This is a genomic window from Fictibacillus sp. NRS-1165, from assembly GCF_050468105.1.
Lineage (GTDB): Bacteria > Bacillota > Bacilli > Bacillales > Fictibacillaceae > Fictibacillus_C > Fictibacillus_C terrinigri.
In genome coordinates this window covers 1-24,766 of the sequence record NZ_JBDPNU010000051.1, presented here as the reverse complement: position 1 = coordinate 24,766, position 24,766 = coordinate 1, and the positions used below count along the sequence as shown (strand labels likewise).

The 24,766-nt window shown below is 45.2% G+C and carries 27 protein-coding genes, 2 pseudogenes and 1 other annotated feature; of the genes and pseudogenes, 27 read left to right on the top strand and 2 right to left on the bottom strand.

What is annotated here, in order from left to right; genetic code table 11:
• The first annotated feature begins 79 nt into the window (after positions 1-79).
• The 23 genes and pseudogenes from ABHN01_RS20485 to ABHN01_RS20375 all read left to right on the top strand — a co-directional run bounded on the left by ABHN01_RS20485 (position 80) and on the right by ABHN01_RS20375 (position 18,179).
• Positions 80-1,384 carry a bifunctional folylpolyglutamate synthase/dihydrofolate synthase gene (locus ABHN01_RS20485; protein WP_429877047.1) on the top strand — a complete coding sequence of 435 codons (1,305 nt, stop codon included), beginning with the start codon at positions 80-82 and terminating at the stop codon, positions 1,382-1,384.
• Between the two features lie 129 nt (positions 1,385-1,513).
• Positions 1,514-2,350: a hypothetical protein gene (locus ABHN01_RS20480; RefSeq protein ID WP_429877046.1), complete on the top strand. Its 837-nt coding sequence runs from the start codon at positions 1,514-1,516 to the stop codon at positions 2,348-2,350.
• A 12-nt stretch (positions 2,351-2,362) separates the two neighbouring features.
• Complete coding sequence (locus ABHN01_RS20475; RefSeq protein ID WP_429877045.1) at positions 2,363-2,953, top strand: sensor domain-containing diguanylate cyclase; 591 nt, start codon at positions 2,363-2,365, stop codon at positions 2,951-2,953.
• A 5-nt stretch (positions 2,954-2,958) separates the two neighbouring features.
• Positions 2,959-3,192, top strand: coding sequence for a diguanylate cyclase domain-containing protein (locus tag ABHN01_RS20470; RefSeq protein ID WP_429877044.1), 234 nt, complete (start codon positions 2,959-2,961; stop codon positions 3,190-3,192).
• Positions 3,193-3,702: 510 nt separating this feature from the next.
• Positions 3,703-3,921, top strand: a pseudogene (locus tag ABHN01_RS20465) (prepilin peptidase); the annotation flags it as partial.
• A 163-nt stretch (positions 3,922-4,084) separates the two neighbouring features.
• Positions 4,085-4,480 (top strand): prepilin peptidase, encoded by a 396-nt coding sequence (locus tag ABHN01_RS20460; protein ID WP_429877043.1) that lies wholly within the window; start codon positions 4,085-4,087, stop codon positions 4,478-4,480.
• A 123-nt stretch (positions 4,481-4,603) separates the two neighbouring features.
• Positions 4,604-5,623, top strand: coding sequence for an SPOR domain-containing protein (locus tag ABHN01_RS20455; protein ID WP_429877042.1), 1,020 nt, complete (start codon positions 4,604-4,606; stop codon positions 5,621-5,623).
• 246 nt (positions 5,624-5,869) lie between these two features.
• Complete coding sequence (locus ABHN01_RS20450) at positions 5,870-6,457, top strand: Maf family protein (protein ID WP_429877041.1); 588 nt, start codon at positions 5,870-5,872, stop codon at positions 6,455-6,457.
• Positions 6,458-6,489: 32 nt separating this feature from the next.
• A pseudogene (gene radC, locus ABHN01_RS20445) lies at positions 6,490-7,160 on the top strand (RadC family protein).
• 71 nt (positions 7,161-7,231) lie between these two features.
• On the top strand, positions 7,232-8,272 hold the full coding sequence (locus tag ABHN01_RS20440) for a rod shape-determining protein (protein ID WP_290398824.1): 1,041 nt from the start codon (positions 7,232-7,234) through the stop codon (positions 8,270-8,272).
• Positions 8,273-8,287: 15 nt separating this feature from the next.
• Entirely contained in the window at positions 8,288-9,163 is an 876-nt protein-coding gene (mreC, locus tag ABHN01_RS20435; protein ID WP_429877040.1) for a rod shape-determining protein MreC, read from the top strand.
• Positions 9,163-9,681 carry a rod shape-determining protein MreD gene (gene mreD / locus ABHN01_RS20430; protein ID WP_290398826.1) on the top strand — a complete coding sequence of 173 codons (519 nt, stop codon included), beginning with the start codon at positions 9,163-9,165 and terminating at the stop codon, positions 9,679-9,681. The genes mreC and mreD overlap by 1 nt, the downstream gene beginning before the upstream one ends.
• 67 nt (positions 9,682-9,748) lie before the next feature.
• Positions 9,749-10,423: a septum site-determining protein MinC gene (minC, locus tag ABHN01_RS20425; protein ID WP_429877039.1), complete on the top strand. Its 675-nt coding sequence runs from the start codon at positions 9,749-9,751 to the stop codon at positions 10,421-10,423.
• A gap of 19 nt (positions 10,424-10,442) precedes the next feature.
• Positions 10,443-11,237 (top strand): septum site-determining protein MinD, encoded by a 795-nt coding sequence (minD, locus tag ABHN01_RS20420; RefSeq protein WP_290398828.1) that lies wholly within the window; start codon positions 10,443-10,445, stop codon positions 11,235-11,237.
• 161 nt (positions 11,238-11,398) lie between these two features.
• Complete coding sequence (locus ABHN01_RS20415) at positions 11,399-12,145, top strand: peptidoglycan DD-metalloendopeptidase family protein (protein ID WP_429877038.1); 747 nt, start codon at positions 11,399-11,401, stop codon at positions 12,143-12,145.
• Entirely contained in the window at positions 12,138-12,998 is an 861-nt protein-coding gene (locus ABHN01_RS20410) for a M50 family metallopeptidase (protein WP_429877037.1), read from the top strand. The genes ABHN01_RS20415 and ABHN01_RS20410 overlap by 8 nt, the downstream gene beginning before the upstream one ends.
• A 37-nt stretch (positions 12,999-13,035) precedes the next feature.
• Positions 13,036-14,529, top strand: coding sequence for an Rne/Rng family ribonuclease (locus ABHN01_RS20405; RefSeq protein WP_429877036.1), 1,494 nt, complete (start codon positions 13,036-13,038; stop codon positions 14,527-14,529).
• A 47-nt stretch (positions 14,530-14,576) separates the two neighbouring features.
• Positions 14,577-14,650 (top strand) — a sequence feature (ribosomal protein L21 leader region).
• 13 nt (positions 14,651-14,663) lie between these two features.
• Positions 14,664-14,972, top strand: a complete 309-nt coding sequence (gene rplU / locus ABHN01_RS20400) for a 50S ribosomal protein L21 (RefSeq protein WP_090234719.1) — start codon at positions 14,664-14,666, stop codon at positions 14,970-14,972.
• A gap of 5 nt (positions 14,973-14,977) precedes the next feature.
• The gene (locus ABHN01_RS20395) at positions 14,978-15,316 is read left to right on the top strand and encodes a ribosomal-processing cysteine protease Prp (RefSeq protein WP_290398832.1); all 339 of its coding nucleotides are present in this window, start codon (positions 14,978-14,980) and stop codon (positions 15,314-15,316) included.
• 42 nt (positions 15,317-15,358) lie between these two features.
• Positions 15,359-15,649, top strand: a complete 291-nt coding sequence (rpmA, locus tag ABHN01_RS20390) for a 50S ribosomal protein L27 (RefSeq protein WP_290398833.1) — start codon at positions 15,359-15,361, stop codon at positions 15,647-15,649.
• A gap of 128 nt (positions 15,650-15,777) precedes the next feature.
• Positions 15,778-16,320 (top strand): Spo0B C-terminal domain-containing protein, encoded by a 543-nt coding sequence (locus ABHN01_RS20385; RefSeq protein ID WP_429877035.1) that lies wholly within the window; start codon positions 15,778-15,780, stop codon positions 16,318-16,320.
• A gap of 27 nt (positions 16,321-16,347) precedes the next feature.
• Positions 16,348-17,631, top strand: coding sequence for a GTPase ObgE (gene obgE, locus ABHN01_RS20380; RefSeq protein ID WP_290398835.1), 1,284 nt, complete (start codon positions 16,348-16,350; stop codon positions 17,629-17,631).
• Positions 17,632-17,735: 104 nt separating this feature from the next.
• Complete coding sequence (locus ABHN01_RS20375) at positions 17,736-18,179, top strand: ACT domain-containing protein (protein WP_290398836.1); 444 nt, start codon at positions 17,736-17,738, stop codon at positions 18,177-18,179.
• 46 nt (positions 18,180-18,225) lie between these two features.
• On the opposite strand, the gene ABHN01_RS20370 is transcribed toward ABHN01_RS20375, so the two are convergent.
• Both ABHN01_RS20370 and ABHN01_RS20365 read right to left on the bottom strand, forming a co-directional pair.
• The gene (locus tag ABHN01_RS20370; RefSeq protein WP_429877060.1) at positions 18,226-18,762 is read right to left on the bottom strand and encodes a transcription repressor NadR; all 537 of its coding nucleotides are present in this window, start codon (positions 18,760-18,762) and stop codon (positions 18,226-18,228) included.
• Between the two features lie 5 nt (positions 18,763-18,767).
• Positions 18,768-19,910: an IscS subfamily cysteine desulfurase gene (locus ABHN01_RS20365; protein ID WP_429877034.1), complete on the bottom strand. Its 1,143-nt coding sequence runs from the start codon at positions 19,908-19,910 to the stop codon at positions 18,768-18,770.
• A 99-nt stretch (positions 19,911-20,009) separates the two neighbouring features.
• On the opposite strand from ABHN01_RS20365, the gene nadB reads away from it, so the two are divergent.
• The 4 genes from nadB to ABHN01_RS20345 form a co-directional block, all read left to right on the top strand.
• Positions 20,010-21,581 (top strand): L-aspartate oxidase, encoded by a 1,572-nt coding sequence (gene nadB / locus ABHN01_RS20360; RefSeq protein WP_429877033.1) that lies wholly within the window; start codon positions 20,010-20,012, stop codon positions 21,579-21,581.
• The gene (gene nadC / locus ABHN01_RS20355; RefSeq protein ID WP_429877032.1) at positions 21,535-22,419 is read left to right on the top strand and encodes a carboxylating nicotinate-nucleotide diphosphorylase; all 885 of its coding nucleotides are present in this window, start codon (positions 21,535-21,537) and stop codon (positions 22,417-22,419) included. Before nadB ends, nadC begins: the two co-directional genes overlap by 47 nt.
• Positions 22,376-23,479, top strand: a complete 1,104-nt coding sequence (nadA, locus tag ABHN01_RS20350; protein WP_429877031.1) for a quinolinate synthase NadA — start codon at positions 22,376-22,378, stop codon at positions 23,477-23,479. The genes nadC and nadA overlap by 44 nt, the downstream gene beginning before the upstream one ends.
• 140 nt (positions 23,480-23,619) lie before the next feature.
• Positions 23,620-24,766, top strand: a 1,147-nt coding sequence (locus ABHN01_RS20345) for a LysM peptidoglycan-binding domain-containing protein (protein WP_429877030.1), incomplete at its 3' end; no start/stop codon positions are given.

Here is a 24,766-nt window from a genome sequence, read left to right as displayed (position 1 = left end):
CTCCGTCATGTTCCAATACTATACCGTTATTTTATCGTTCTCAACTATATATCTCAATACGAAGGGTGGCGGATCGCCAATGTTTACAACTTATGATGATATCAACCATCAATTAGAAATATCCGATGCAGGCGAGATGAAAATGGGCATTGAACGCATGCAGTCCATTCTGCGAAAACTCGGAAATCCTGAAACAAACGTGCGCTGTATCCATGTGGCAGGAACAAACGGCAAAGGTTCAACCATACAGATGCTACAAGCCATCCTGCGTGAACAAGGCTATTCTGTCGGTACTTTTACATCCCCCTTTCTCATGAACGTCAAAGAACACATTCAGCTGAATGGTGAATGGATTTCGGATGATGAGCTGAAACAGATCATTATGAAGATGAAGCCACTGGTCAGGGAACTGGAAAAGGAAGGATTCGGAAGCTTGTCAGAGTTTGAAGCAGTCGCTGCTGCTGCTTACGTATTTTTCAGCCAATGTTCACCGGATCTATGTCTGATAGAAACCGGACTTGGAGGACGGACCGATGCAACGAACGTTATCTTGCCCTTGCTATCTATCATTACGAACATCGGGTACGATCATGTGAATCTTCTTGGCACGAGCCTTACTGAGATCGCCGGTCATAAAGCAGGAATCATCAAGCCTTCTGTTCCTGTCTTAACAGGGGCTGATCAGAGTGAGGCGCTGTCTGTTATTGAAAAGACAGCCCTGAAAAATCACTCGCGCTGCTACAGGCTGGGTAAAGAAATGTACACCGAGCGAATAAGGGCCAAGGAAGGCAAGGAAGTATTTTGCTACAGGTCCCCTTATTCAAACCGAAACCTTATGGAAATTACTATGCCAGGGAAGCATCAAGTCAACAACGCCGGATTAGCTTTAATGGCAATTGATCTTCTTAAATATGAGAGGGGCTGGGAGATCGATGAGGAATCGATCAGAAACGGAATAAAAAAGGCGAAGTGGGCCGGCAGGTTTGAGACAGTTAATAACCATCCAAAAATAATTATGGATGGTGCCCACAATCCCGAAGGAATCCTTGCTTTAGCGGAAACGTTAAAAAGCCATTTTCCCGGAAAGCCCATTCAAGTACTGTTTGCAGCATTAAAGGATAAAGATACTGGAAGCATGCTCAAACCGCTGGAAGAAATCAGTTCGTCCATAACGTTTACTTCGTTTAAGCACCATCGAGCCGACAGTGCCCGATCCTTATATGAAAAAAGTACTATGAATGAAAAGCAGTATGATGAGGATTTGGAAGCCGCCCTTACGAAATTTTTGAAACGGGGCAAAGGGAAAGATATCTTTCTGATTACAGGCTCCTTATACTTTATTGGGGAATGCAAGAATTTTTTACAGAAATTAAATGGCAAGTAATTGAAATTTTTCAAACTTTAGTTACAATAAGTAAGATAATAGTATTTACCTAGCTGTTTGCAGGATATAGGAATTTTTGCTCATGAAGGGGGACCGGGGGAACATGGATAAAAAAAGGCGGGTTGCTATGTGGATAGTATGGCTCATACTCTATCCAGCAGCAATTTGGACAGGCTACTCCCTGAATGTTTTCCTGCATCCATTTCTATATTTGATATTTCGGTATTAACAATACTCACCGTGGTCGTTTCATTGTTCCCAATCAGAGTACTAAACTCCAATATTTCTCTCATCACCGGTATTTCGCTGGCGATTTTCCTTTACTACGGATTGTTTTTCTCACTGGTCATCACTCAGATTGCTGTTTTCTCATTGACTCTTAAAGTCTATTTCAATACGAAAGAGCATTATCGCTACTTAACGAACAGTCTGATGTTTGCCTGGATTTCTGTAGGTTCCGGTATCATATTTGAGCTGCTTGGTGGGCAGACCGGCTCCTACGACAACAACACTGGTTTTTATTTATTACCGATTGCCGGATACATAGTGGCGCATTTCCTCTTGAACCATCTCTTGTTATATGTGGTTAGAACGTATGTGTTTGCACAGAAAGTACGTTTTATTGAAAAGGATCTATGGGTTGATATTATTTTTGAAATGATGGTTATTCCAGTCGGAGTACTCCTTTATGTTCTTTATTCGCAGATTGGCACACCGGCCATTTTTTACGTAGGGTTTCCGTTTTTGAGCCTGTCGATCATCATTAACTTGTACCATGCCAGCCAGCAGGTTAATGATCTCCTGCAGAAATCGAGTGAGATCGGCCAGCAGATGTCTGAACATCTGCAGGTTAATGATATTCTTGATGTGTTCATTGATAAGCTGACTTCCTTTATAATGGTGGATGGTGCCTATATCTTTGATGCAGAGGCAGGAGAATATTTTAAACCCATAAGGAAATACTAGAAAAACGAAGGCATGATCGAACATGATATTAAACTTCTTCGAACGGAAGGAGTTAGCGGAAAAGTTTGGGCAACCGGGAAAAGTGTGCTCTACTCATCAAAAAAACAATGGAGAGAAACTTCTGACAGCCACTTTAACGGCCACGGGGAATCTATTATCTCCGTTCCGATGATTAGAAATCAGAGAATCATCGGCGTAATCACCTTTATGAATCAGAAGAAAAAGACGTTCCAAAAACACCATCTCATGATTATGGAAATTCTGGCCAACTATTTAGCGGTAGCGATTGATAATGCGAGGAATTATGAGACCACGAAGCTCAAAAGTGAGCAATGCCCGCTGACGGGACTCTATAATTACCGTTATTTTGAGAATCTCCTCTCTCAAATGTATGATGAGTTTAATTATTTTAAGCGGGAGTTTTCTGTCATCCTTATGGACATTGACCATTTTAAAAAGGTGAACGATACATATGGACATCAAAGCGGCAACGAAGTGTTAATTCAATTGGCACGCCGTCTCGAACACTACATCGGAGAAAACGGGACAGTGGCAAGATACGGAGGGGAAGAATTCGTCATCTTGCTTCCGCATATGAATTAGATGGATTGCTATCGCGCGGCCGAAGAACTGAGGAGCATTATATCCATGCATCGTTCCTCATTAAAGATGATTTAAAAGACAAACGCTCTCATCAAATCTATATCACCGCAAGTATCGGAATTTCCACCGCTCCACTTCATGGTGAAGATCCGCTCACTCTACTGCGGAATGCAGACCGCGCCATGTATACCGGTGCCAAACAGCAGGGCAGGAACAAGGTTGCCAGGTATGTAGGATAATAATAAAAGCCTTCTCATGAGAGAAGGCTATTTCTTATTTCATGTGCGGTTCGACGATGGCTGGATCATCGGGGTCTGTGATCAAGGGTTCGGATAGAGTACCCATCAGGTTCACCGTAAATTGCTCTATCAATCTATCTCAACCGAAACAAGCCATCTGGTAGTGATTAAAAATTCTGCTGTACCTTAATGCAGGTAAAAATTTTCAAACAATTGGCTCAGATATTCTATCCGCTTTCTCAAGTTCCGTTTCTGTGCTTCAAGCTCTATCATTAGTAGAAAAGGTCGTAGAATTGAGGTAGTGGACCGGGTACAAGAAATCAAGAGGGGAACTTTGCTCAATAGTTGCACGAGCATATTAATCATTTTGCCTATGTTTAAATCCAGAAGCCTATGATTCGGATTGAAGCAGTGCAAAGATCTGAAAATTGGCCGAAAAAAGGAAAATAAAAATGCCCACTGTTTCTTAAACCAAAAAAGATACGGCGGATTTTAATTAAATGTCTAAGGATGTTCAATATGGAATTGTTAATTGTTTATATGGCAGCACTATATGGCAGTTTACTCGGATCCTTCTTCAACGTAGTGGGCCTGCGCGTCCCTAAAAACGATTCGATCGTACACACAGGCTCCCACTGCACAGCCTGCAGCCGTAACCTTAATTGGTACGAACTGATTCCGATTTTCTCATGGCTATGTCAAAAGGGAAAATGCAGAGGCTGTCAAACAAAGATATCAGCTCTCTACCCAGTAATAGAATTATCCACCGCATTTCTTTTTATGATTTCCCCACTGGTGGTGGGGTTGTCAAAGGAACTGCTCGTTTCCTGGTGTCTGATCTCGCTCCTTATGATTGTTACAGTATCGGATATCAAGTACATGATGATTCCGGATGGTTCTGTTATTTTTTATGCCCGTTTTCATTGCCTTACGTATATTTATTCCCCTTGCTCCTTGGTGGGATCCCATAGCTGGATTTGCTCTTGGCTTCGGGCTTCTGTTCTTCATTGCTGTTGCATCAAAAGGAGGGATGGGTGGAGGAGACGTTAAACTCATGGGTGTACTTGGAATCGTTCTTGGGTGGAAAGCCACACTGCTTGCTTTTATACTGGCTACCCTTTTTGGTGCCGTACTCGGTGTTGCTGGTTTGGCATTAAAACTGATAAAAAGAGGGCAGCGGATTCCGTTCGGTCCATATATTGTACTTGCAACATTCGTCTCCTATTTTTTTCCACGAGATGATCGATTGGTATTTTCATTTCATGAACTGAATGCAACAAAGACATAGTTGCAGAAAAAAATGGCTATGGATTAGCTTCATTTATTCTATTAAACGCGATTCTTTTTGTTCTATGAAACAGGATTTCTGCATACCCTGTTTACTAGATGATAGAACAAAGGAGCGGATGTCATGAAGGAGCAAAAGCCGATCACAGTATTGATCAATGGTAAGGATACTGCCTTTAAGGAAGTACAGAAAGAGAAGGAGTCTCCGACGAAGGAAATAGCGGCAGCGGTTTATACAGAGGAAACGACCGGATGGGAAATCATCGACTCTGAAGGATCCGGGAAAATACTTGACTTTAAAAAAGTGGTTTCCACAGTTCCCCGCCCGTCCGCTTTGCGAAAAAAGTGGTCCAAACGAAGAATGGTTCTGATGGACCGCAATCGCAACACCAGTCTGTTTTCAAAGAAATTCATTACCGCAGTCATTGCTGCAATTCTAACAGGCTGCACGTTTGGCGGAATAATCCTCATGCTGTTTACCGGTGAAACCGCATCGACCCAGAGCGAGACAGCGGCTGCACAGCAGGCCAGTGCCAGCTCCAAAGCCCAGGCTCCAGCGACGATTCCTTCAATCTCCATGGACTTTCATGCTGCTCAGAACGGACTCTTTTCAACCAAGAAAAAAGCGGAGGAAATCAGCAAGGACATGAAAGACCAAGGATATGCGGCGTCCGTTTATAAACAAGGGGCGAACTACTCTGTACTGATCGGTCTCGGAAATAAAAAAGAGGAGGCACGCGCACTGGCGGATGTCTATAAGCTTAAAGGAGTGGAAGTTTGGCCGAAGCAGCTGGATGCTTCTTATACGGATCTAAAGATACCCCATAAAATGGATGAACCTTTTATCGTAAACGGAAAGATTCTTCTTCAGAATGTGATTACTCTTTCTCAGGTGCCAACGCTGAGCAAGAAAGCAAAAGATTCCATTATGAAGGATTATGAGGGTTGGAAAGCATATGGTGATAAACAGCATGAACAATGGCCGGCGAAACAGGAAAAGGCCGTTCGGAACTACGAAAAGGATATTTCCCGGGCGTTAACCAGGCTTACCGCCAACCGGCCAGGCGAAGTTGACTGGCCGTTGCAGCAAGCCGTACTGGACAGTTTTGTGTCCTACACAAAGCTGCTTGAGGTTTTAAAATAGCGTATGAGAAGCAAAGCGCCGTAAACCAGCTTTGCTTTTTTATTTTCCATAAAAAAGAAATCCGACAAAAATTAAAAGAAAATGTTAAATCAAGACATAAACAGACAAGTTTTGGCGAAAAATTAATAGAACAATCATGATAAACGGATTGCTTATTGTCTAACTTTGGAGATTTTGATATGCTTAATTCAAATCTCTCTTACAGTTGGTTGATTATAGTAAACCGCTAATTAAAAGGGTGATTATATGAAACGCCTCATACTAGCCTCTTCTTCACCTCGAAGAAAAGAACTTCTTTCAATGAACCTTCTCACGTATGAAGTTATTCCAAGTACTATTCAAGAGGTCATGGATCCCTCATTGTCACCTGAAGAGCTTGTTTGTTCGCTTGCCAGGCAAAAAGCGGAAGATGTATTTAGGCTGCATAAAGAGCATGTAGTGATTGGTGCAGATACGGTTGTTGTGAACAATGGTACCGTGATGGGAAAACCAGCGGGAAGAAAGGAAGCTGTTGCGGCTCTCCGTTCACTTTCAGGCCGGACTCATACCGTGTATACAGGTGTCTGTATTCTGTCCGAAGGCAAAGAACGTTTATTTTCAGTTTCAACTGATGTAACGTTTTGGGAGCTTTCAGAAGCAGAGATCGAAAACTATGTGATCAGCGGTGAACCGTTTGATAAGGCCGGCAGCTATGGGATCCAGGGATTGGGCGCAAGACTCGTCCAGTCGATCGCCGGAGATTTTTACAGCGTGGTGGGATTGCCGGTATCCAGAGTAGTAAGGGAGCTTGAAAGCTTTGGAATCAGCGCAGTCAGTCAGGAAGATGACATTTAAGGAGGAATACGTAAGTGGCCGAAACACCGCTTATGATTCGAGATTATCCTGTACAAGAACGGCCGCGTGAGCGAATGCTCATCAGCGGACCAGACACCCTGGCGAACCATGAACTCCTGGCGATCATATTGAGAACAGGATCAAAGAACGAATCTGTCATTCACCTTGCGAACCGAATCATTCAGCATTTTGAAGGACTTCGTTTTTTGAAGGACGCAACGATTGGCGAATTGAAAGAAATTCACGGCATTGGGGATGCGAAAGCCGTTGAGCTTCTCGCAGCCATTGAATTGGGAAGGCGCATCAGCCGACTGCCGTTTGACGAACGGTTTGCGATCCGCTCACCTGACGATGGGGCTCAATATATGATGGATGAATTGCGCTTCCTCCAGCAGGAGCATTTTGTCTGTCTCTATTTAAATACGAAAAATCAAATCATTCACAAGAAAACGATTTTCATTGGAAGCTTGAATTCATCGATTGTCCATCCCAGGGAAGTTTCAAGGAAGGGTTCAGGCGGTCAGCGGCTTCCATTATTTGTTTCCACAACCACCCAAGCGGTGACCCCGCTCCAAGTAGGGAAGATATCGACGTTACAAAAAGATTGGTAGAATGCGGGAAAATGCTCGGAATCGAGCTTCTGGACCACATTATTATCGGTGATTTAAAATATGTAAGTTTAAAAGAAAAAGGTTATGTTTAACATTGTCATTTGCGCTTTTGTTAGCGTATAATCATATTTATGAGTTTTGCTTGATGAAAGGAGTTACATAAATGTTTGGTGGATTTTCAAGAGATTTGGGGATTGATTTAGGGACTGCTAACACTCTTGTTTACGTGAAGGGTAAGGGTGTTGTTGTGCGTGAACCTTCCGTAGTGGCATTGCGAACTGATACAGGATCAATTGAAGCAGTAGGTAACGCGGCGAAGAATATGATTGGCCGTACGCCTGGAAACATTGTAGCAGTACGTCCGATGAAAGATGGAGTTATTGCTGATTTCGAAACAACGGCAACAATGATGAAGTATTTTATTCAACAGGCACAGAAGAACCGTTCTGTGTTTGCTAGAAAACCTAATGTTATGGTCTGTGTTCCTTCTGGGATTACTGCGGTTGAAAAACGTGCAGTCGAAGATGCGACCAAACAAGCAGGGGCACGTGAGGCGTATACGATTGAAGAGCCGTTCGCAGCAGCGATCGGTGCTGATCTTCCGGTATGGGAGCCTACAGGAAGCATGGTTGTTGATATCGGTGGCGGTACAACGGAAGTGGCGATCATCTCCCTGGGAGGAATTGTAACAAGCCAATCCATCCGTATTGCCGGGGACGAGATGGACGATGCCATCATTCAGTATATTAAGAAAACCTACAACTTAATGATTGGTGAGCGTACAGCTGAAACACTTAAACTTGAGATCGGATCTGCCGGTTCTGCTGATGGAATTGAGAACATGGACATCCGCGGGCGTGATTTATTGACAGGGCTGCCGAAAACGATTACGATTACGGCGGAAGAAGTTTCCAGTGCGCTGAGAGATACAGTCAACAGCATCATGGAGGCCGTTAAAGTAACACTTGAAAAAACTCCTCCTGAGCTTGCAGCGGACATCATGGACCGTGGAATCGTATTGACTGGAGGCGGAGCTTTGCTTCGCAACCTGGACAAGGTGATCAGCGAAGAAACTAGAATGCCTGTCATCGTTGCTGAAAACGCTCTGGACTGTGTCGCTGTCGGAACTGGACGCGCGCTAGAAAACTTGCATCTTTTCCGTTCAAAGGCAGGGATTACTTCTCGTTCGAAAACAAAGATTTAAGTAGGTGTTTAGATCGTGCCACAATTTTTCTCAAACAAGCGGCTAATTATTCTTCTTGCGAGTATCATAGTCTTGGTGGCAATGATCGGTTTTTCTATGAAAGATCGGGAAGAATTAAGCTGGCCGGAACAATTTTTAAAAGATACGGTTGGTGTAAGCCAGTCGCTGTTTTATAAACCCGCTAACTCCATAGCGGGTTTCTTTGAGAACCTGACAGAAATGAAGCATATGTATCAAGAGAACAAACAGCTGAAATCGAAGCTGGACGAATACGCACAGCTATCTGTAGACGTGAAGGAACTGAAGAAGGAAAACAAAACATTAAAGAACCAGCTCGAAAAAGAGGCTGATCTTACGGAATACAAAGTAAAGGAAGCATCGGTCATCGGACGGTCCCCTGACCGCTGGAACAAGTTTATTTTTGTGAACAAAGGGTACAGAGACGGTGTGAAACCGAAGATGGCTGTTGTTTCACCTGAAGGATTCATCGGGAAAGTAGCAAAAGTATCTGCTTTCCATTCCACCATCCGGCTGATCAGTGACAACGAGCGCACGAACCGGATCTCCGCTATCGCTGAGAGCAACAAGCGCATTTTTGGCATGATTGAAGGCTATGATTCCAAAAAACAAGCGCTGCTGTTTAAAAAGATACCGGTGGATGCCAAGCTGAAAAAAGGCCAAAAAGTGATTACTTCAGGCCTTGGCGAGGTGTTTCCGCGCGGTTTGCTGATCGGTACGGTCAAGGAAGTGAAGCCGGATGAATACGGGCTGACAAAGACCGCTTATTTAAAGCCGTCGGCTAACCTTTATGATCTCGATCACGTGATGATTCTTGATCGTTCGATGCCTCAAGTCGACGAAAACGAATTTAAAGCAAAGGAGGAAGAATAATGAACAGGATTCTTCTTCCTTTTATTACCTATATTGCTTTTGTTGCCGAAAGTACAATCATGCAGGTTCTGGCGCCGGAGCATTATAATTGGGGCTTCCAGCTGATTCCCCATTTTTCTCTCGTGCTGATCATCCTTATATCCTGCTATCTTAAACCATCGTACGGCATTGTATACGGGATGGTCTTTGGGCTTCTTACCGATCTCATCTACACGGATCTGATCGGTGTGTATATGTTTTCTACTGCATTGGTGGCCTATTTCATTTCTGTTCTATCCCGCTATCTTTTCAGCAATTTCTTTGTTGCTATACTGTTAAGCGCAGCCGGGGCGGCAGGACTGGAATTTATGGTGTATGGATTAAACTCTCTGATTGGTATTGCCGATACAAATATAGACTCCTTCTTTTATGACAGGCTGCTTCCTACGCTGATTTTAAACGCTGTGTTTACTATCCTCGTTTATTATCCGTTTGCCAAGCTGCTGAAAAAGGTGCGAAAAGCCATCCATGAAAACTAATGGACATATAAAAAGAGGATTATTTAAAAAGTTGTCGAATGAAAGTATGTTGAGGTGAACGATGGCAATGGCACAAAAACTCCAACATAATGTAACAATAAAAGGTACGAAAGACGGTCTGGTCCTGTTGTTGGACGACCTATGCTCATTTGAGCAGCTGGTCGAAGAGCTTAACGATAAATTATCTGACGACCATGGACAGTTGCTGAATGGACCGCTTATTTCAGTCATTGTCAAAACGGGCAACCGGTATTTAACAGAGCAGCAGTCGCAGCTTGTCCGCGAGATTATCGGCCAGAAGCAAAACCTGGATATCAAACGGTTTGAATCGAACGTCATCACGGTGGCTGAAGCGGAGGAAATGAAGAGGGAAGCTCAAATCATCCGAGTTTCAAAAGTGGTTCGTTCCGGCCAGGTGTTAAGTGCTCAAGGGGATCTTTTGCTGATTGGAGATGTAAATCCGGGCGGCACGATAATGGCAACGGGCAATATTTTTGTGATGGGTTCGCTGAAAGGCATCGCCCACGGAGGTTCATCCGGAAACCGTGAAGCGGTCATCGCCGCTTCTGTCATGAAACCCACCCAGCTAAGAATTGCGGATCTGATCAGCCGGGCGCCTGACCATTATCCGGAAATTGGGCATGAAATGGAATGCGCCTTTATTTCTGATGAAGAAAATCAAATATTGATTGACCGAATCAGTACTGTACATAGAATCAGGCCCAATTTGAATCGTTTATAGTAAGAAAGGGGAATGAATCATGGGAGAGGCAATTGTCATTACTTCTGGGAAAGGGGGAGTCGGTAAAACTACGACTTCTGCAAATATCGGTACGTCCCTTGCCCTTTCTGGTAAAAAAGTATGTCTAGTGGATACTGACATCGGCCTTCGCAATCTGGATGTATTAATGGGTCTGGAAAATCGGATCATCTATGATCTGGTCGACGTTGTCGAAGAACGCTGCAAGCTGCACCAGGCGCTGATCAAGGATAAACGGTTTGAATGCTTGTTCCTTCTTCCTGCTGCGCAGACGAAGGATAAAAGCTCGGTTCAGCCAGAACAAATGAAGAAAATCATTACTGAATTAAAGCAGGATTATGATTATGTGATCATCGACTGCCCTGCAGGCATTGAACAAGGATTTAAGAATGCGGTCGCAGGGGCGGACAAATCCATCGTCGTGACCAATCCTGAAATTTCTTCGGTTCGTGACGCTGACCGTATTATCGGGCTGCTCGAACAAGAAGAGGTAGAGACTCCTAAATTGATCGTTAACCGAGTCAGGAATCATCTGGCTAAAAGTGGAGACATGCTGGATGTGGATGAGATTGTTTCCATCCTTGCGATTGAGCTGATCGGCGTGGTGGTCGATGACGAGAATGTCATTAAAGCGGCCAATAAAGGTGAACCGATTGCGATGAACCCTGACAGCAGGGCGTCCATCGCCTATCGGAATATCGCAAGGCGAATTCTTGGGGAATCCGTGCCTTTAACGACGATTGAGGAAGAAAAAGGCTTCTTCTCAAAAATTAAAACATTGCTGGGCATGAGATAAAATCATCCCAATTAAACCTTCGCTGAAGGGAAGACAGTGTATCTGCCTGTTCCCGAAGTGAAGGTTTTTTCGTTGTTTAGGGACAGACAGTGCCCTCCTCTGTCATAAGGGCTCCGGACAAGTCATAAGATGGGGTATAACATGATGCGGAGGAATGGATGATGAGAAACAGTGCGGATGATTTAAGGCGCAGGTATGCTGACAGAATGGCTCAAGGAGACAGTGAATCGTTTAGAACCAGTCTGAATACGGGGAATTCTGCTTCCATGGGGGAAAAGAAAAAAGGGCCATTGTTTAACGGTTCGATCTTTTTGTTTCAGATCATGATGTCCGTGTGCCTTTTTCTTGGAGCAGGAATCGTGTTTAAAAATGACAGCGAGCTGTCTGCAAAAGGGCAGAGTTTGATTAAGAACATGTATCATAGCGAATTTCAGTTTGCCGCCGCTAAAAAGTGGTATGAAAATCAGTTCGGTAAACCACTGGCGTTATTGCCAGAAAAACAATCCGCAGCACCCGAGAATACCGCCGCCGGGAATAAAAAGGATACTTATGCACAGCCTGCATCCGGCAGAGTGTATGAATCCTTTCAGGCCAATGGAAAAGGCATCATGCTTGAAACGGGAAAAACCTCGAAGGTGGATACGGTAAAAGAAGGGTACGTCATTTTTATCGGGAAAAAGAAAAATCTCGGAAATACCGTTGTGATCCAGCATAGCAATGGGGAAGAATCGTGGTACGGCGAATTGGACAGCATTGATCCGAGTGTAAAGCTATACAGCTATATGGAAAGCCAAAAAACGCTGGGTAAGGTGACACCGAATAAGGACGGGAAGACAGGAAAGTTTTATTTTGCACTAAAAAAAGGCAATACGTACATCGATCCGAGCAAGGTGATCAGATTTGAATAATACAGTCTTTCAATTTTTAAGCAAAGTAAGGATCAATCCTCTCTTCTGGATGATCATCGGACTTTCGATCATCACCGGGCATTTCCGTGAAATAATATGGCTGTTTTTGGCTGTTTTTATACATGAGATGGGTCATTATGCGGGGGCCCATCTTTTTCAATGGCGCGTGAAAAAAATTGAACTGTTTCCTTTTGGAGGGGTGGCTGAGGTAGAGGAACACGGGAACCGGCCGTTCCGAGAAGAAGTGATCGTTACATTGCTGGGTCCTGTACAGCACCTCTGGCTGATGCTGGCTGCTTTTTTCATTTTTCAGCTTGGCTGGTGGAACCCCGGTGATTACGAGTGGTTTATCAAAATGAACGTAACTCTTTTAGTCTTTAATCTTTTACCGGTTTGGCCGCTGGATGGGGGGAAGCTGATGTTTGCTGCAGCTGCCAGCATTTTTCCGTTTAAAAAAGCACAAACTGTATTTTTATTAACCTCTTTTTCCATCATGCTGATCCTCTTTGTTTCCTTTATACACCGGGATCCTCTCCATTTAAACTTATGGTTTGTTGCCATCTTTCTTGGTGTCTCCCACTATATGGAGTGGAAAAGGCGGCAGTTCGTCTTCCTCCGTTTTTTAATGTCCAGGATAGCAAGTGTTCAGCCGGCGAGTGCCCTTACAAAACCCATTCATGTCCCGGCAGATGCTGCACTGTATGACGTCATCAGCCTGTTTCGAAAGGGGGTTCGGCACTTTATCGTTATTCAAATCTCTGGAAGAAGCAGGATCGTTGAAGAGAAGCAAGTGCTGAGCATGTTTTTTTCATCCAATCAGGTCAGGTGTGCAATCGGCCATCTTTTTCGTTAGAATAAGAGGATGAGTCATGTAAGCGAGGTCAGTAAATGTGAAAAAAATTATTATAAACGCTTTAACCCAAATCAAAAGAACAGCAATAATGGAAAACGGAGAAGCATTAGAACTGCATGTGGATGATTCCTCCGATCAGCCTGTACCCGGCAGCATCTATAAAGGCAGAGTAAGAAAAGTGCTGCCCGGCATGCAGGCAGCCTTTGTGGACATCGGAGCGGTCAAGAATGGTTTCATTCATCGTGATGATCTGCTCTCCTATCAGCAGTCCTATATGGCACCAGAAGATAAAAAGGCGGCATCGATCAGTTCCTTCGTGAGAGAAGGGGAGGAACTGGTCGTACAGGTTATAAAGGAAGAAACAGACACCAAAGGAGCCAGGCTGACCGGGATGCTGTCCATACCGGGCTCACGGCTCGTCTTTCTCCCCAATGCCTCCCATATCGGTGTATCCAAGAAGATGGGCAGGAATGAGAAGGAGAAATGGCGTCAGTTTGGCCATTCTCTAGTGAAAGGCGAAGATGGGGTTATTTTCCGCACGGCTTGCACAGGGCAATCGGAAGCGGACATACAAGCGGAGTTCGATGGTCTTGTAGAACGGCATCGCCATCTGGCAGCAAGAGCTGAACAAGCAGCGGCACCTGGTATTTTGCATGATGAGGGAGAATTTTTAAATAAGATCATACGTGATCACGCCTATGAAAACGGTACGGAGATTATTATCGATGATGCATCGGAATTCAGGAAACTGATCTGGCTGGCCAAGCCTTTTCCGCTTCTCCAGAAGAATATTGTCCTGTACAGCGGAAAGGAAAATATCTTCTCGTATTACGGAGTGGACGCACAATGGGAAAAAGCGCTCAGGCCGCACGTCTGGCTGAAAAATGGTGGTTCATTGCGGATCGATCAAACCGAAGCCCTGTCTGTCATCGATGTAAACACGGATAAATTCACCGGAAAGTCCAGCCGAAGAGAAACCGTTCTTCTAACGAACCTTCAAGCGGCAGAAGAGATCGCGAAACAGCTGCGGCTTCGAAACCTTGCGGGGATGATCATCATTGATTTTATTACGATGAGCGAGCCTGAGGATCAGCAGAGGGTAGAGGCTGCTTTAAAAGAGGCTTTGGCTTCTGACGGAACAACGACCGTGGTGCATGGCTTTACACGGATGGGCGTTTTTGAAATGACACGCAAAAAAGAGAAGCAGTCCTTGTTCCATGCCCTGTCCGAACCTTGTTCTGTCTGTAAGGCCACGGGAAGGGTCCAGTCCGTGAGAGCCGTTGCCAACCAAGCGGAGCTCGTACTGCGGGAATACCGGCATATGGATGATGAAGCCTTGTGGATCGAGGCTACCCCTGAAGTCGCCCGCCAATTAAAGGGCGTAAACAGTGAGCATCTCCACCATCTGGAGGCACACCTCTCTTATCGTATTTATCTTACGGAGAGCGGAAGTGATGCAATGCCATCCTTTGCCATCCGGCATATCGGGCCATCCAGGGAAATTGAAGAAAGAATAAAAAAGATAAATTGACACGGCAGATCATAACATGGTATGATTCTTCTGTTAGTTTATTGGAGCACCGTCTCCAACCGCTCAGGAACAGGTTTTCAAGCTTACACAAGCACCTGTGATGGCGAGTCTGAGTTTACAAGGAGGTGCACGTGATGTACGCAATTATTCAAACTGGTGGTAAACAAGTAAGAGTTGAAGAAGGTCAAGCGATATATGTTGAAAAGCTTGATGTGGAAGCTGGCGATACTGTAACATTTGAGGATGTTCTTATGGTTGGTGGAGACAGCCTGAAAGTAGGAGCTCCTTTGCTTGATGGAGTGACTGTAACAGGTAAAGTTGAAAAACATGGCCGCGGACAAAAAGTGATCGTTTACAAGTTCAAAGCGAAAAAGAACTACCGTCGTAAACAAGGTCACCGTCAGCCTTACACTAAAGTAGTTATCGATAAAATCAACGGTTAATTCCAATGATCAAGGTAACCATTTATAGAGATGAACAGCATCATATTCGTTCGTTTTCAATGAGTGGACATGCCGATTCCGGGCCTTATGGACAAGATCTTGTCTGTGCCGGGGCATCAGCCGTCTCTTTTGGAGCGATCAATGCGCTGGAAATCCTGTGCAGCATTACACCTGATGTGGAAACACGCCAGGATGGAGGCTACCTGGTATTTCATGCTCCAGATCATCTCGAAAGCCATATCCATGAAAAAGTACAGCTTCTTCTGGAAGGTATGGTTGTTTCCTTAAAAACAATCGAAAACGACTACGGTCGATTTATTTCATTGCAGGAAAAACAGGCATAGGCTTGGAAAGACTGCAAAACACCGAATGAGGAGGTGGGACGAATGCTAAAATTAAACCTTCAATACTTTGCTTCCAAAAAGGGAGTAGGTAGCACAAAGAACGGTCGTGACTCCATCTCTAAGCGCCTTGGTGCTAAGAGAGCGGACGGTCAGCTCGTAACAGGCGGATCTATCCTTTACCGTCAACGCGGTACTAAGATCTACCCTGGTACTAACGTTGGACGCGGCGGAGATGACACTCTTTTTGCGAAAGTGGACGGAGTTGTTCGTTTCGAGCGTCTTGGACGTGACCGCAAACAAGTAAGTGTATACCCAATCGCAAACGAAGCGTAAGAAGATAGCTCTAACCGGGTTGGTTAGAGCTTTTTCTTTTGTAAGATGGGTATTTCATAACAGGCTTTTCGGTCTAATCCAGTGAAGCAGAGGAAATGGAATTTAACTATTCAAACAGGAGTGCGAATATGGGTAAAGATTGGTCAACGTTAGAATTATTAAGGCATGCCCGCCATGACTGGCTCAATCAGCTCCAGCTTATTAAGGCAAACCTATCTATGGGACGGGCCGAACGGGCAAACGAGATTATTGAGGAAATCATCCTTGCTTCGAGGCACGAATCAAACCTCATGAATTTGAAAGTTCCTGAACTGGCGGAATACCTCATTACCTTCAACTGGCTGAAACACCCCATTGTACTTGAAGCGAAAGTAACCGGAGAGATTAGAGACCTTTCGAAGGCGGAGAAGGTACTGCTTGAGGCGTGCCAGTCTCTTTTTGGCGTCATGAACCGCTCTGTTAATCCCCAGGCTGAAAACAGGCTCGTTTTCACCATTTCAAACGAGCAGCATCCTTCCGCCTTCATGTTTCGGTTAACCGGAAGTATACATAATTCTGAGGAATTTGAATCGGAGCTGCAAGATGTGATGGCAGCACATAAATTATTGGACGTAATCGAAAGCTATATTCAACCCCATGAAGTATATCTTGTTTTACAATTGTATCAGTAAAGAACTTATAGAAGGAGGCGAGCAAACATGTTCGTGGATCAGGTCAAAATATTTGTAAAAGCCGGCGACGGCGGAAACGGAATGGTTGCGTTTCGCCGTGAAAAATACGTACCTAACGGCGGCCCTGCCGGTGGAGACGGCGGTAAAGGCGCTAATGTTGTTTTTGAAGTAGAAGAAGGCCTTCGTACGTTAATGGACTTTCGCTTCAACAAGCATTTTAAAGCCAAACGCGGTGAACATGGCATGTCCAAAGGCATGCATGGCAAAAATTCAGAAGATATGATCGTAAAAGTACCACCTGGCACAGTCGTAACAGACGCTGAAACCGGACAAGTCCTGGCCGATCTTGTTCATCATGAACAGCGGGCAGTAATTGCCAGAGGCGGACGTGGGGGACGGGGAAACACACGTTTCGCTACACCGGCTAATCCTGCGCCTGAACTGGCGGAAAACGGCGAACCCGGTGAAGAAAGAGAAGTCATTCTGGAATTAAAGGTATTAGCGGACGTTGGGCTGGTCGGATTCCCGAGCGTAGGAAAATCCACGCTTCTTTCTGTGGTTTCAGCGGCTAAGCCGAAGATCGCAGAATATCATTTTACGACCATTACTCCAAACTTGGGTGTAGTAGCGGTCGATGATGGAAGAAGTTTTGTTATGGCTGACCTGCCGGGTTTGATCGAAGGCGCTCATGAAGGTGTCGGTCTCGGGCACCAATTCCTTCGCCATATTGAACGCACGAGGGTTATCCTGCATGTGATCGATATGTCCGGCATGGAAGGAAGAGATCCGTATGAGGATTTCATAAAAATTAATGATGAACTGAAGCAGTACAATTTAAGGCTAACCGAACGGCCGCAGATTGTGGTAGCCAACAAGATGGATATTCCGGGTGCGGAAGAGAATCTTGAAGAGTTCAAACAGAAACTTTCCGGAGATATTCCAGTGTATCCGATATCAGCCATTACAAGACAAGGATTAAAAGAGGTCCTCTATACAACGGCTGACCTTCTGGAAAATACACCTGAGTTCCCGTTGATTCATGAGGAAAAAGAAGAGAACCGGGTGCTCTACCGCCATGAAAAAGAAGAATCCGGTTTTTACATTACAAGAGATTCTGCCGGAACATTTATCATCAACGGACCGAAGATCGAACGACTCTTCAAAATGACCGACTTTACACGGGACGAGTCTGTTAAACGATTTGCGCGCCAAATGCGTTCGATGGGCGTGGACGAAGCACTTCGTGAAAAGGGAGCGGAACATGGAGATACGATTCGAATCTTAAAATATGAATTTGAATTTATCGAATAGGCTGCGTTTCAGAGCAGTCTATTTTTTTGTCTATATGGGATAGACATATGGCGTTCTCATTGGATATACTTATGAAAAAGCCCGTTTTGGAGGTTACGTTACATATGAAGGAAAGGCAATTTTACATGGTAAGGGATGATGTTCTTTCGGAATCCATGCAAAAAACGCTTGAAGCGAAGTCCTTGCTCGACCGAGGCAAGGTCAAAACAGTCGCTGAAGCTGCTGAAAAAGTGGGACTCAGCCGAAGTGCGTTCTATAAGTACAGAGATGGAATATTTCCTTTTCACACGATGATCAAAGAAAAAATCATAACGCTTTCCATCAATCTGGAAGACCGTTCGGGAGCATTATCAAGCCTGCTTACGATCGTAGCTTCCGTAGGCTGCAATGTGCTCACCATCAACCAGACCATACCGCTGCAGGGGAGAGCCAACGTTACACTCACGATTGAAACCAACGGTCTTCGCGGTGAGATCAATGAACTTCTCTCCACACTGAACCGGATGGAAGCGGTAGAACGAGTAGAAGTAATTGGGACAGGAGCCTAAAAAAATGAAAAAGGAGCACTGCACATCTGGCTGCAGCGCTCCTTTTTCATGTAAGCAGATATCCCTTTTCCTCCAGTTCCCTGCATGCTCTATCCAGCTGTTCTTTTGTCGGTGCCTCGAGCATGTGAAGGTGGATTCCTTCTGTTAACGTACTCAGCAAAGTCGCATTGGTCGAGGAAAGTTTACTGATAAATTCCTCTACATCCTTTCGGGTACTGAGAAGAAGCGATGCCGTCAGATCCCCGTAGATCGGATGCTCGACAATAACATTCCTGACCGTTACACCATGGTCAACGATCGTAAAAAGTTCATCTTTCGTCTGCTCGGGAGAATGGTTGGAAACGATCAGGTGAGTATGAGGAGCTGCTTTTTCTTCGGCTTTTAAATAGAGATAGCCTTGGGATGTAGCGATGATCGGTTCCTCTCTTGCTTTTAACAGCGAGATGTCGCCGACAATCACCTGCCGGCTGACGTTTGTTTTTAGAGCGAGTTCACCGCCTTTAATCGGGCTAACGCTTTCTTTTAGCCACTTTAATATAAGGGCTCTTCTTTCGTCTCCTGGTATTTTTGGAGCCTCCATTATACGTTTCAACTCCCTGTTTGATCATAATATCGTTTGGTCAGAACATGAATGGCTTTCGTCAATGCTTGTATTTCTGCCTTAGTTGTTTCTTTGCCAAGTGTAATTCTCACGAGTTCATGAGCTTCATCCGCTGAACGACCCATTGCGAGCAGTGCTTTTGAAGGTTCCTGCTGTCCTGCTTTACATGCGGAACCTGTTGAAACAGCGATTTTATAGCGGTTTAATTCGAGCATGACATATTGTCCTTCAATTCCTTTCAGACGGATTGCGAGAAAATGAGGCAATGTCGTACGGCTGTCCCCTTCGACAATAAGATGTTCATCCTCATCCGTTAAGGAAAGAAAGTAGTTCCTAAGTTCCTGAACATTTGTATTCCATTCTACCATATGGTTCACCTGATTGCTTGCGGCCGTAATGAAAGAAACGATTCCCGGCGTGTTCACAGTTCCGGGGCGGAATCCTCTTTCATGGGTGCCGTTTGAGAGCAGCGGCTTCCATGAGAAATCCGGAGAAATATAAACCGCACCAACCCCTTTAGGGCCATGAATTTTATGGGCGGAGATCGTTAAGGCGCGAATATTCATTTCCCCTGCATGGAGAGGGATCTTTCCAAACGTTTGAACGCAGTCACTGTGAAAAATGATGTTTTGCTCCTTAAGGAGAGCCCCGATTTCCGACAATGGCTGGATAACGCCGATCTCGCTGTTCCCATGGGCAATGGTGACAAGAATGGTTTCTTTTCGGATGGCTCTTTGAAGGTCGTCTACATTAATTCTGCCGTTTGGATCAACCGGAAGTACAGTGATCTCAAATCCGTCCTCCTCTAAAAAAGAGAGGGCCTGCTGAACGGAACCATGTTCAAGAGGGGAAGTGATGATATGATTTCCTCTTTCCCTGTTTCCAAGAGCCAGGCTTGTCAGAGCAAAAAAATTCCCATCTGAACCGCCGCTTGTAAAATAGAGGCCCTCACAGCGTCCTCCGATCATATGGGCCAGTTCAGCACGTGCCAGATTAACGAGCTCGGCTGCCTGAGTTCCATCATCGTGCAGGCTGGATGGATTTCCATAATATATTCTTGCCGTTTCTGTAAAAGCAAACAGTGCTTCTTCTGACATAGGGGTTGTTGCTGCGTAATCAAGATAAATCATTGGATAAACACCCTCTCAAAAAAACTCTTGTCATAAGTGTAATTCTATGTAAATATAGGTGTCAAGACACCTGTAAAGAAAATGAACGGGGGTTTCGTCATGAACGTAGAGTCAACGGACGTTCTCATCATCGGCTCCGGCATCGCTGGATTAATGACAGCCGAATGTTTACGCTCGCATAAGAATGTGACAATTGTCACAAAGTCTTCCTTCCGGAGCAGTAATTCATATCTTGCACAAGGAGGGATCGCAGCGGTCACAGAAACAGAGGACCACTGGGCTGAACACTTTATGGATACTGTAACAGCAGGCAGCTTTCACAATGAAGAAACACTGAGCGAGATCCTGGTTAAAGAAGGTACGGAGATGATCCGCCAGCTGGAGGAGTGGAACGTTCCCTTTGACCGGAACAAGGATGGCAGTCTAACCCTTGGCAGAGAGGGCGGCCATCGCCGTTCAAGAATCATCCACGCCGGCGGTGACAGAACCGGATCAAGAATCATCGATACGCTCTATAAAAGGATTGCCGGTCATGTCACTATGAAGGAATACGAAATCGCTGGCGACCTGATCATCAAACAGAGAAGATGTGCGGGGGCCTGGACGAAAAATTCAGAAGGTGAGATCACCATCTATTTTGCAAGCACTGTCATTCTTGCTTGCGGCGGGGCGGCTGGCCTTTATTCCGTCCATTCTAACGACAGGAGCATTTCAGGAGACAGTATCGCACTCGCCTATCGGGCAGGTGCTGTACTTTCCGATCTGGAATTCATACAATTTCACCCCACGATGCTGTTTAAAAAGGGCGTTTCCTACGGCCTGGTATCAGAAGCGGTAAGAGGAGAAGGCGGCAGACTGGTTACATCTGAAGGAGCTCCTGTTATGTCCGGTGTCCACGAGCTGGGTGATCTGGCTCCTCGTGATGTTGTTTCGAGAACCATTTTTGGCTTTATCCAAAAGGGCGAGGATATTTTTCTTGATGTTTCAAAAGTGAAAAACTTCACAAACAGGTTTCCGTCCATAACTTCCCAATGCAAAAAAGCGGATGTTGTACTTAAGGAAGGAAAGATTCCTGTTACGCCTGGTGCACATTTTACGATGGGGGGAACGGTGACCAACCAATGGGGGGAAACGACCGTCCCCTGCTTATATGCAGTAGGAGAGGCTTCCCGAACCGGTGTTCATGGCGCCAACAGACTCGCGAGCAATTCATTGCTTGAGGGTGTTGTTTTTGCCAAACGGACAGCTTCCAGGATCTTGGAATCAAAAGATCATGAGGTGTCCATCTACCCGGTTGAATGGGAGTTTCCAACACAAAAGCAGAAAAAATTGCCGGAGAAAATTGAGATTCAGAGGCAGATGACGCAATATGCAGGAATTGTCCGTACAGGGAAGAATCTGGACAAAGCGCTTCGCTGGTTTCGACGTTTTTCTATAGACAAACCGGATTATCACAGTACACCCGATGAGATTGAAAGGATGAATATGCTGCAGACCGGCTGGCTGATCATTTCATCTGCGCAAATGCGTACAGAGAGCAGGGGCGGCCATTACAGAAGTGATTATCCGACAAAAAATGATAATGACTGGCTAAAAAAACAAATATACAGAAAGAAGGATTTGAATGAACAAGCTGAAGCTGAAAAAACAGCTGCAGGAATTTTTGCTTGAGGACCTTGGAGAAGGAGACATCACCTGTGGATTGCTGTTTTCAGAGCATGAGCATACAGAAGCTCGTTTCATCGCTAAAAAACCGGGTGTTTTTTCGGGCATGGAGGTCATCTCCGAGGGATATCGCCTGCTGGATAAGAACTGTCAAGTGGTGCCAAAGGTAAAAGATGGTGACAAGATTGCGGCAGGTCAGATCATTGCAGATGTCAGTGGCTCGGCACCTGCTATCTACAGCGGAGAAAGGGTCATCTTAAACTTAGTGCAGAGGATGTCAGGCATTGCGACGTTAACGCAAAAGGCAGTAATGGCCTTGAACAGTGAAACAACCAAAATTTGTGATACAAGGAAAACCACCCCCGGGCTACGTATGTTTGAAAAATATGCGGTCCGCAGCGGCGGGGGATATAACCACCGATTTGGCCTTTATGACGGGGTGATGATCAAAGACAATCACATTGCCCGGGCAGGAGGCATTACAGAAGCAGTCAAAGCCGTAAAATCACGGCTTGGACACATGGTAAAAGTCGAAGTAGAAACGGAGAATCTTGAACAGGTAAAGGAAGCGGCAGCAGCGGGAGCCGACGTCATCATGTTTGATAACCGCACCCCTGAAGAAATATCAGCATGGAGACCTTACGTTCCAAAGCATGTGATCACGGAGGCTTCTGGTGGAATTTCCATTGACGCTCTTCATCACTATGGAAGAACGGGAGTCGATTTTATCTCGCTCGGAATGCTTACTCATTCAGCCATTTCATTAGATATCAGTTTAAATATCACAGGAGGGTTAAAAGATGAGCTTACTGGAAGCGTTCAAGCTGAAGTCCAGCATTCCTGAAACCTATTTTACGATGACGGAAGAAGATATGTTCGAACGGGTCAGATCAGTTAAGAAACAGCTAGGTAATAAACTCTATATTCCCGGCCATCATTATCAAAAAGATGAAGTCATCCAATTTGCGGATACGACGGGAGATTCCCTTCAGCTTGCCCAGCAGTCAGCCAAGAATCGCGACGCTGAGTACATCGTGTTCTGCGGAGTCCATTTTATGGCCGAGACGGCGGATATGCTGACTGAAAACCGCCAAAAAGTCATACTCCCGGATATGCGGGCTGGTTGCTCCATGGCGGATATGGCAGATATTCATCAGACAGAGAAAGCTTGGGAACACCTTCAGTCATCATTTGGCGACACGATCCTGCCGCTCACCTATGTGAACTCGACAGCAGCGATTAAGGCATTCTGCGGCAAGAACGGCGGTGCTACCGTAACCTCTTCTAATGCGGAACGCATGCTTCAGTGGGCGTTTACACAAAAAGAAAGAATCCTGTTCCTTCCCGACCAGCATTTAGGCCGGAACACCGCTTATGCATTAGGCATTCCTTTAGAGAAGATGGCGGTATGGGATGCAATTGCTAGGGAACTGGAAATTGAAGGTGACCTGAGCGATGTAAAGGTTATCCTTTGGAAAGGGCACTGTTCTGTCCACGAAAAGTTTACGGTGGAAAACATTCAATCTCTTCGGGACAGCGACCCGGAGATGAGAATCATCGTTCATCCAGAATGCAGCCATCAAGTTGTTCAGCAGTCGGATATGGCAGGATCTACACATTATATTATCCAAGCGATACAAAATGCTGAGCCGAACAGTGCATGGGCGATCGGGACGGAAATGAACCTCGTGAACCGTCTGAAAAAAAATAACCCGGATAAACGCATTGTTTCATTAAATCCAAACATGTGTCCATGTCTTACAATGAATCGTATCGATCTCCCACATCTGACGTATGCGCTTGAAAAAATTGCACAGGGAGATCCTGAAAACATCATCACAGTGGCCCCGTTAACAACAGAAAATGCCGTCAAAGCTCTAGAGAGAATGTTAGCCAGAGCTTAAAAGACCCCCTCCTGTCAAAGTCATACAGCCGATTTCCAGGGCATAACTTGGTAAAAGACCGACTACTGAAATAGGTAGTAGCACAATGCCCAGAGACTCATATACTGTATAGAAATTTGGCAGGAGGGAGTTTTGTTTACGTGAGAATTCATATCGTTCAAAAAGGTGATACTCTCGAAAAAATCGCCGATAAGTATCATGTTTCATCAGAAGATTTAAAAAGAGCGAATTTCGGTTTATCTTCAGGCAATCTGGAAAGAGGAGCAAAAGTAAAGATTCCTTCTGAACAAGTGCCGATCGGACGCGGAGAGAAAGCGAAGATGCCGTTTAAGATGCCAGGCTCTAAAAAAGAGCAGCAGAAGAAAAAAGAAATGCCCAAAAAAGAAATGCCCAAAAAAGAAATGCCCAAAAAAGAAATGCCGGTTGCACCAGTTCAGCAAATTCCAATTCCAGCCCCGCCGCCGCCAAAACCTGCACCTATTCCAGCTCCGCCAAAGGCAGCACCGATCATGCCAAAAGCTGAACCGAAAATGGCTCCGAAGGCCGAGCCTAAAATGCCTTTCAAAGCTGAACCCATTATGCCTTTAAAGCCGGCACCACCCAAAAAAGATATGCCGTTTCAACCATTGCTTCCGAAAAAAGATTACAAGGAATCACCTATGAAATCACCAAAGCCGCTGGCACCAATGTCCCATAAAGATTTTGCAGCGTATATGGAATCCTCCTCATCATCGCATATGAAATGGGGACATCACCATCAGCCGATTCATTATAAAGAACCAACTATGAATTATGTACCTCCAGCTTATCTTTCTCCGGGACTCAGCCATGGAAAAGACCAATTCGGTATGGGGAAACAGCATAAACACCCGTTCTTGGGTGAAGAATCTTCTTCTGTAATGAACCAAATGTATTCAGGAGTGCCGCCGATGTTTGAACAGCCTCAGGGCTATAGTGCTCCTGTATACGGCACTGCTGGTGCAGGCATGCCGCCTTTCAGTGCAATGCCGTATCATGGCCAAGGTCAGCAAGCGGGATATTATCCGCAAGTTCCCCTTGGGGGTTCCCAAATGGCCAATCCAGGTTCGGGTCAAATGGGATACAGCAGCATGCCTCAATCCGGAATGCAGGAGCCTTTTGAAGGATCGCCGCAGCAAGGGATCATGCTGTCACAAGATTCGCAGCAAAATCCGTATGGTATGTTTATGCCGATGCAAGGCCAGCCATACGGTGGAAGCGATCTGATGGGCCAAGGAATGCAAGGCCAGCCATACGGTGGAAGCGATC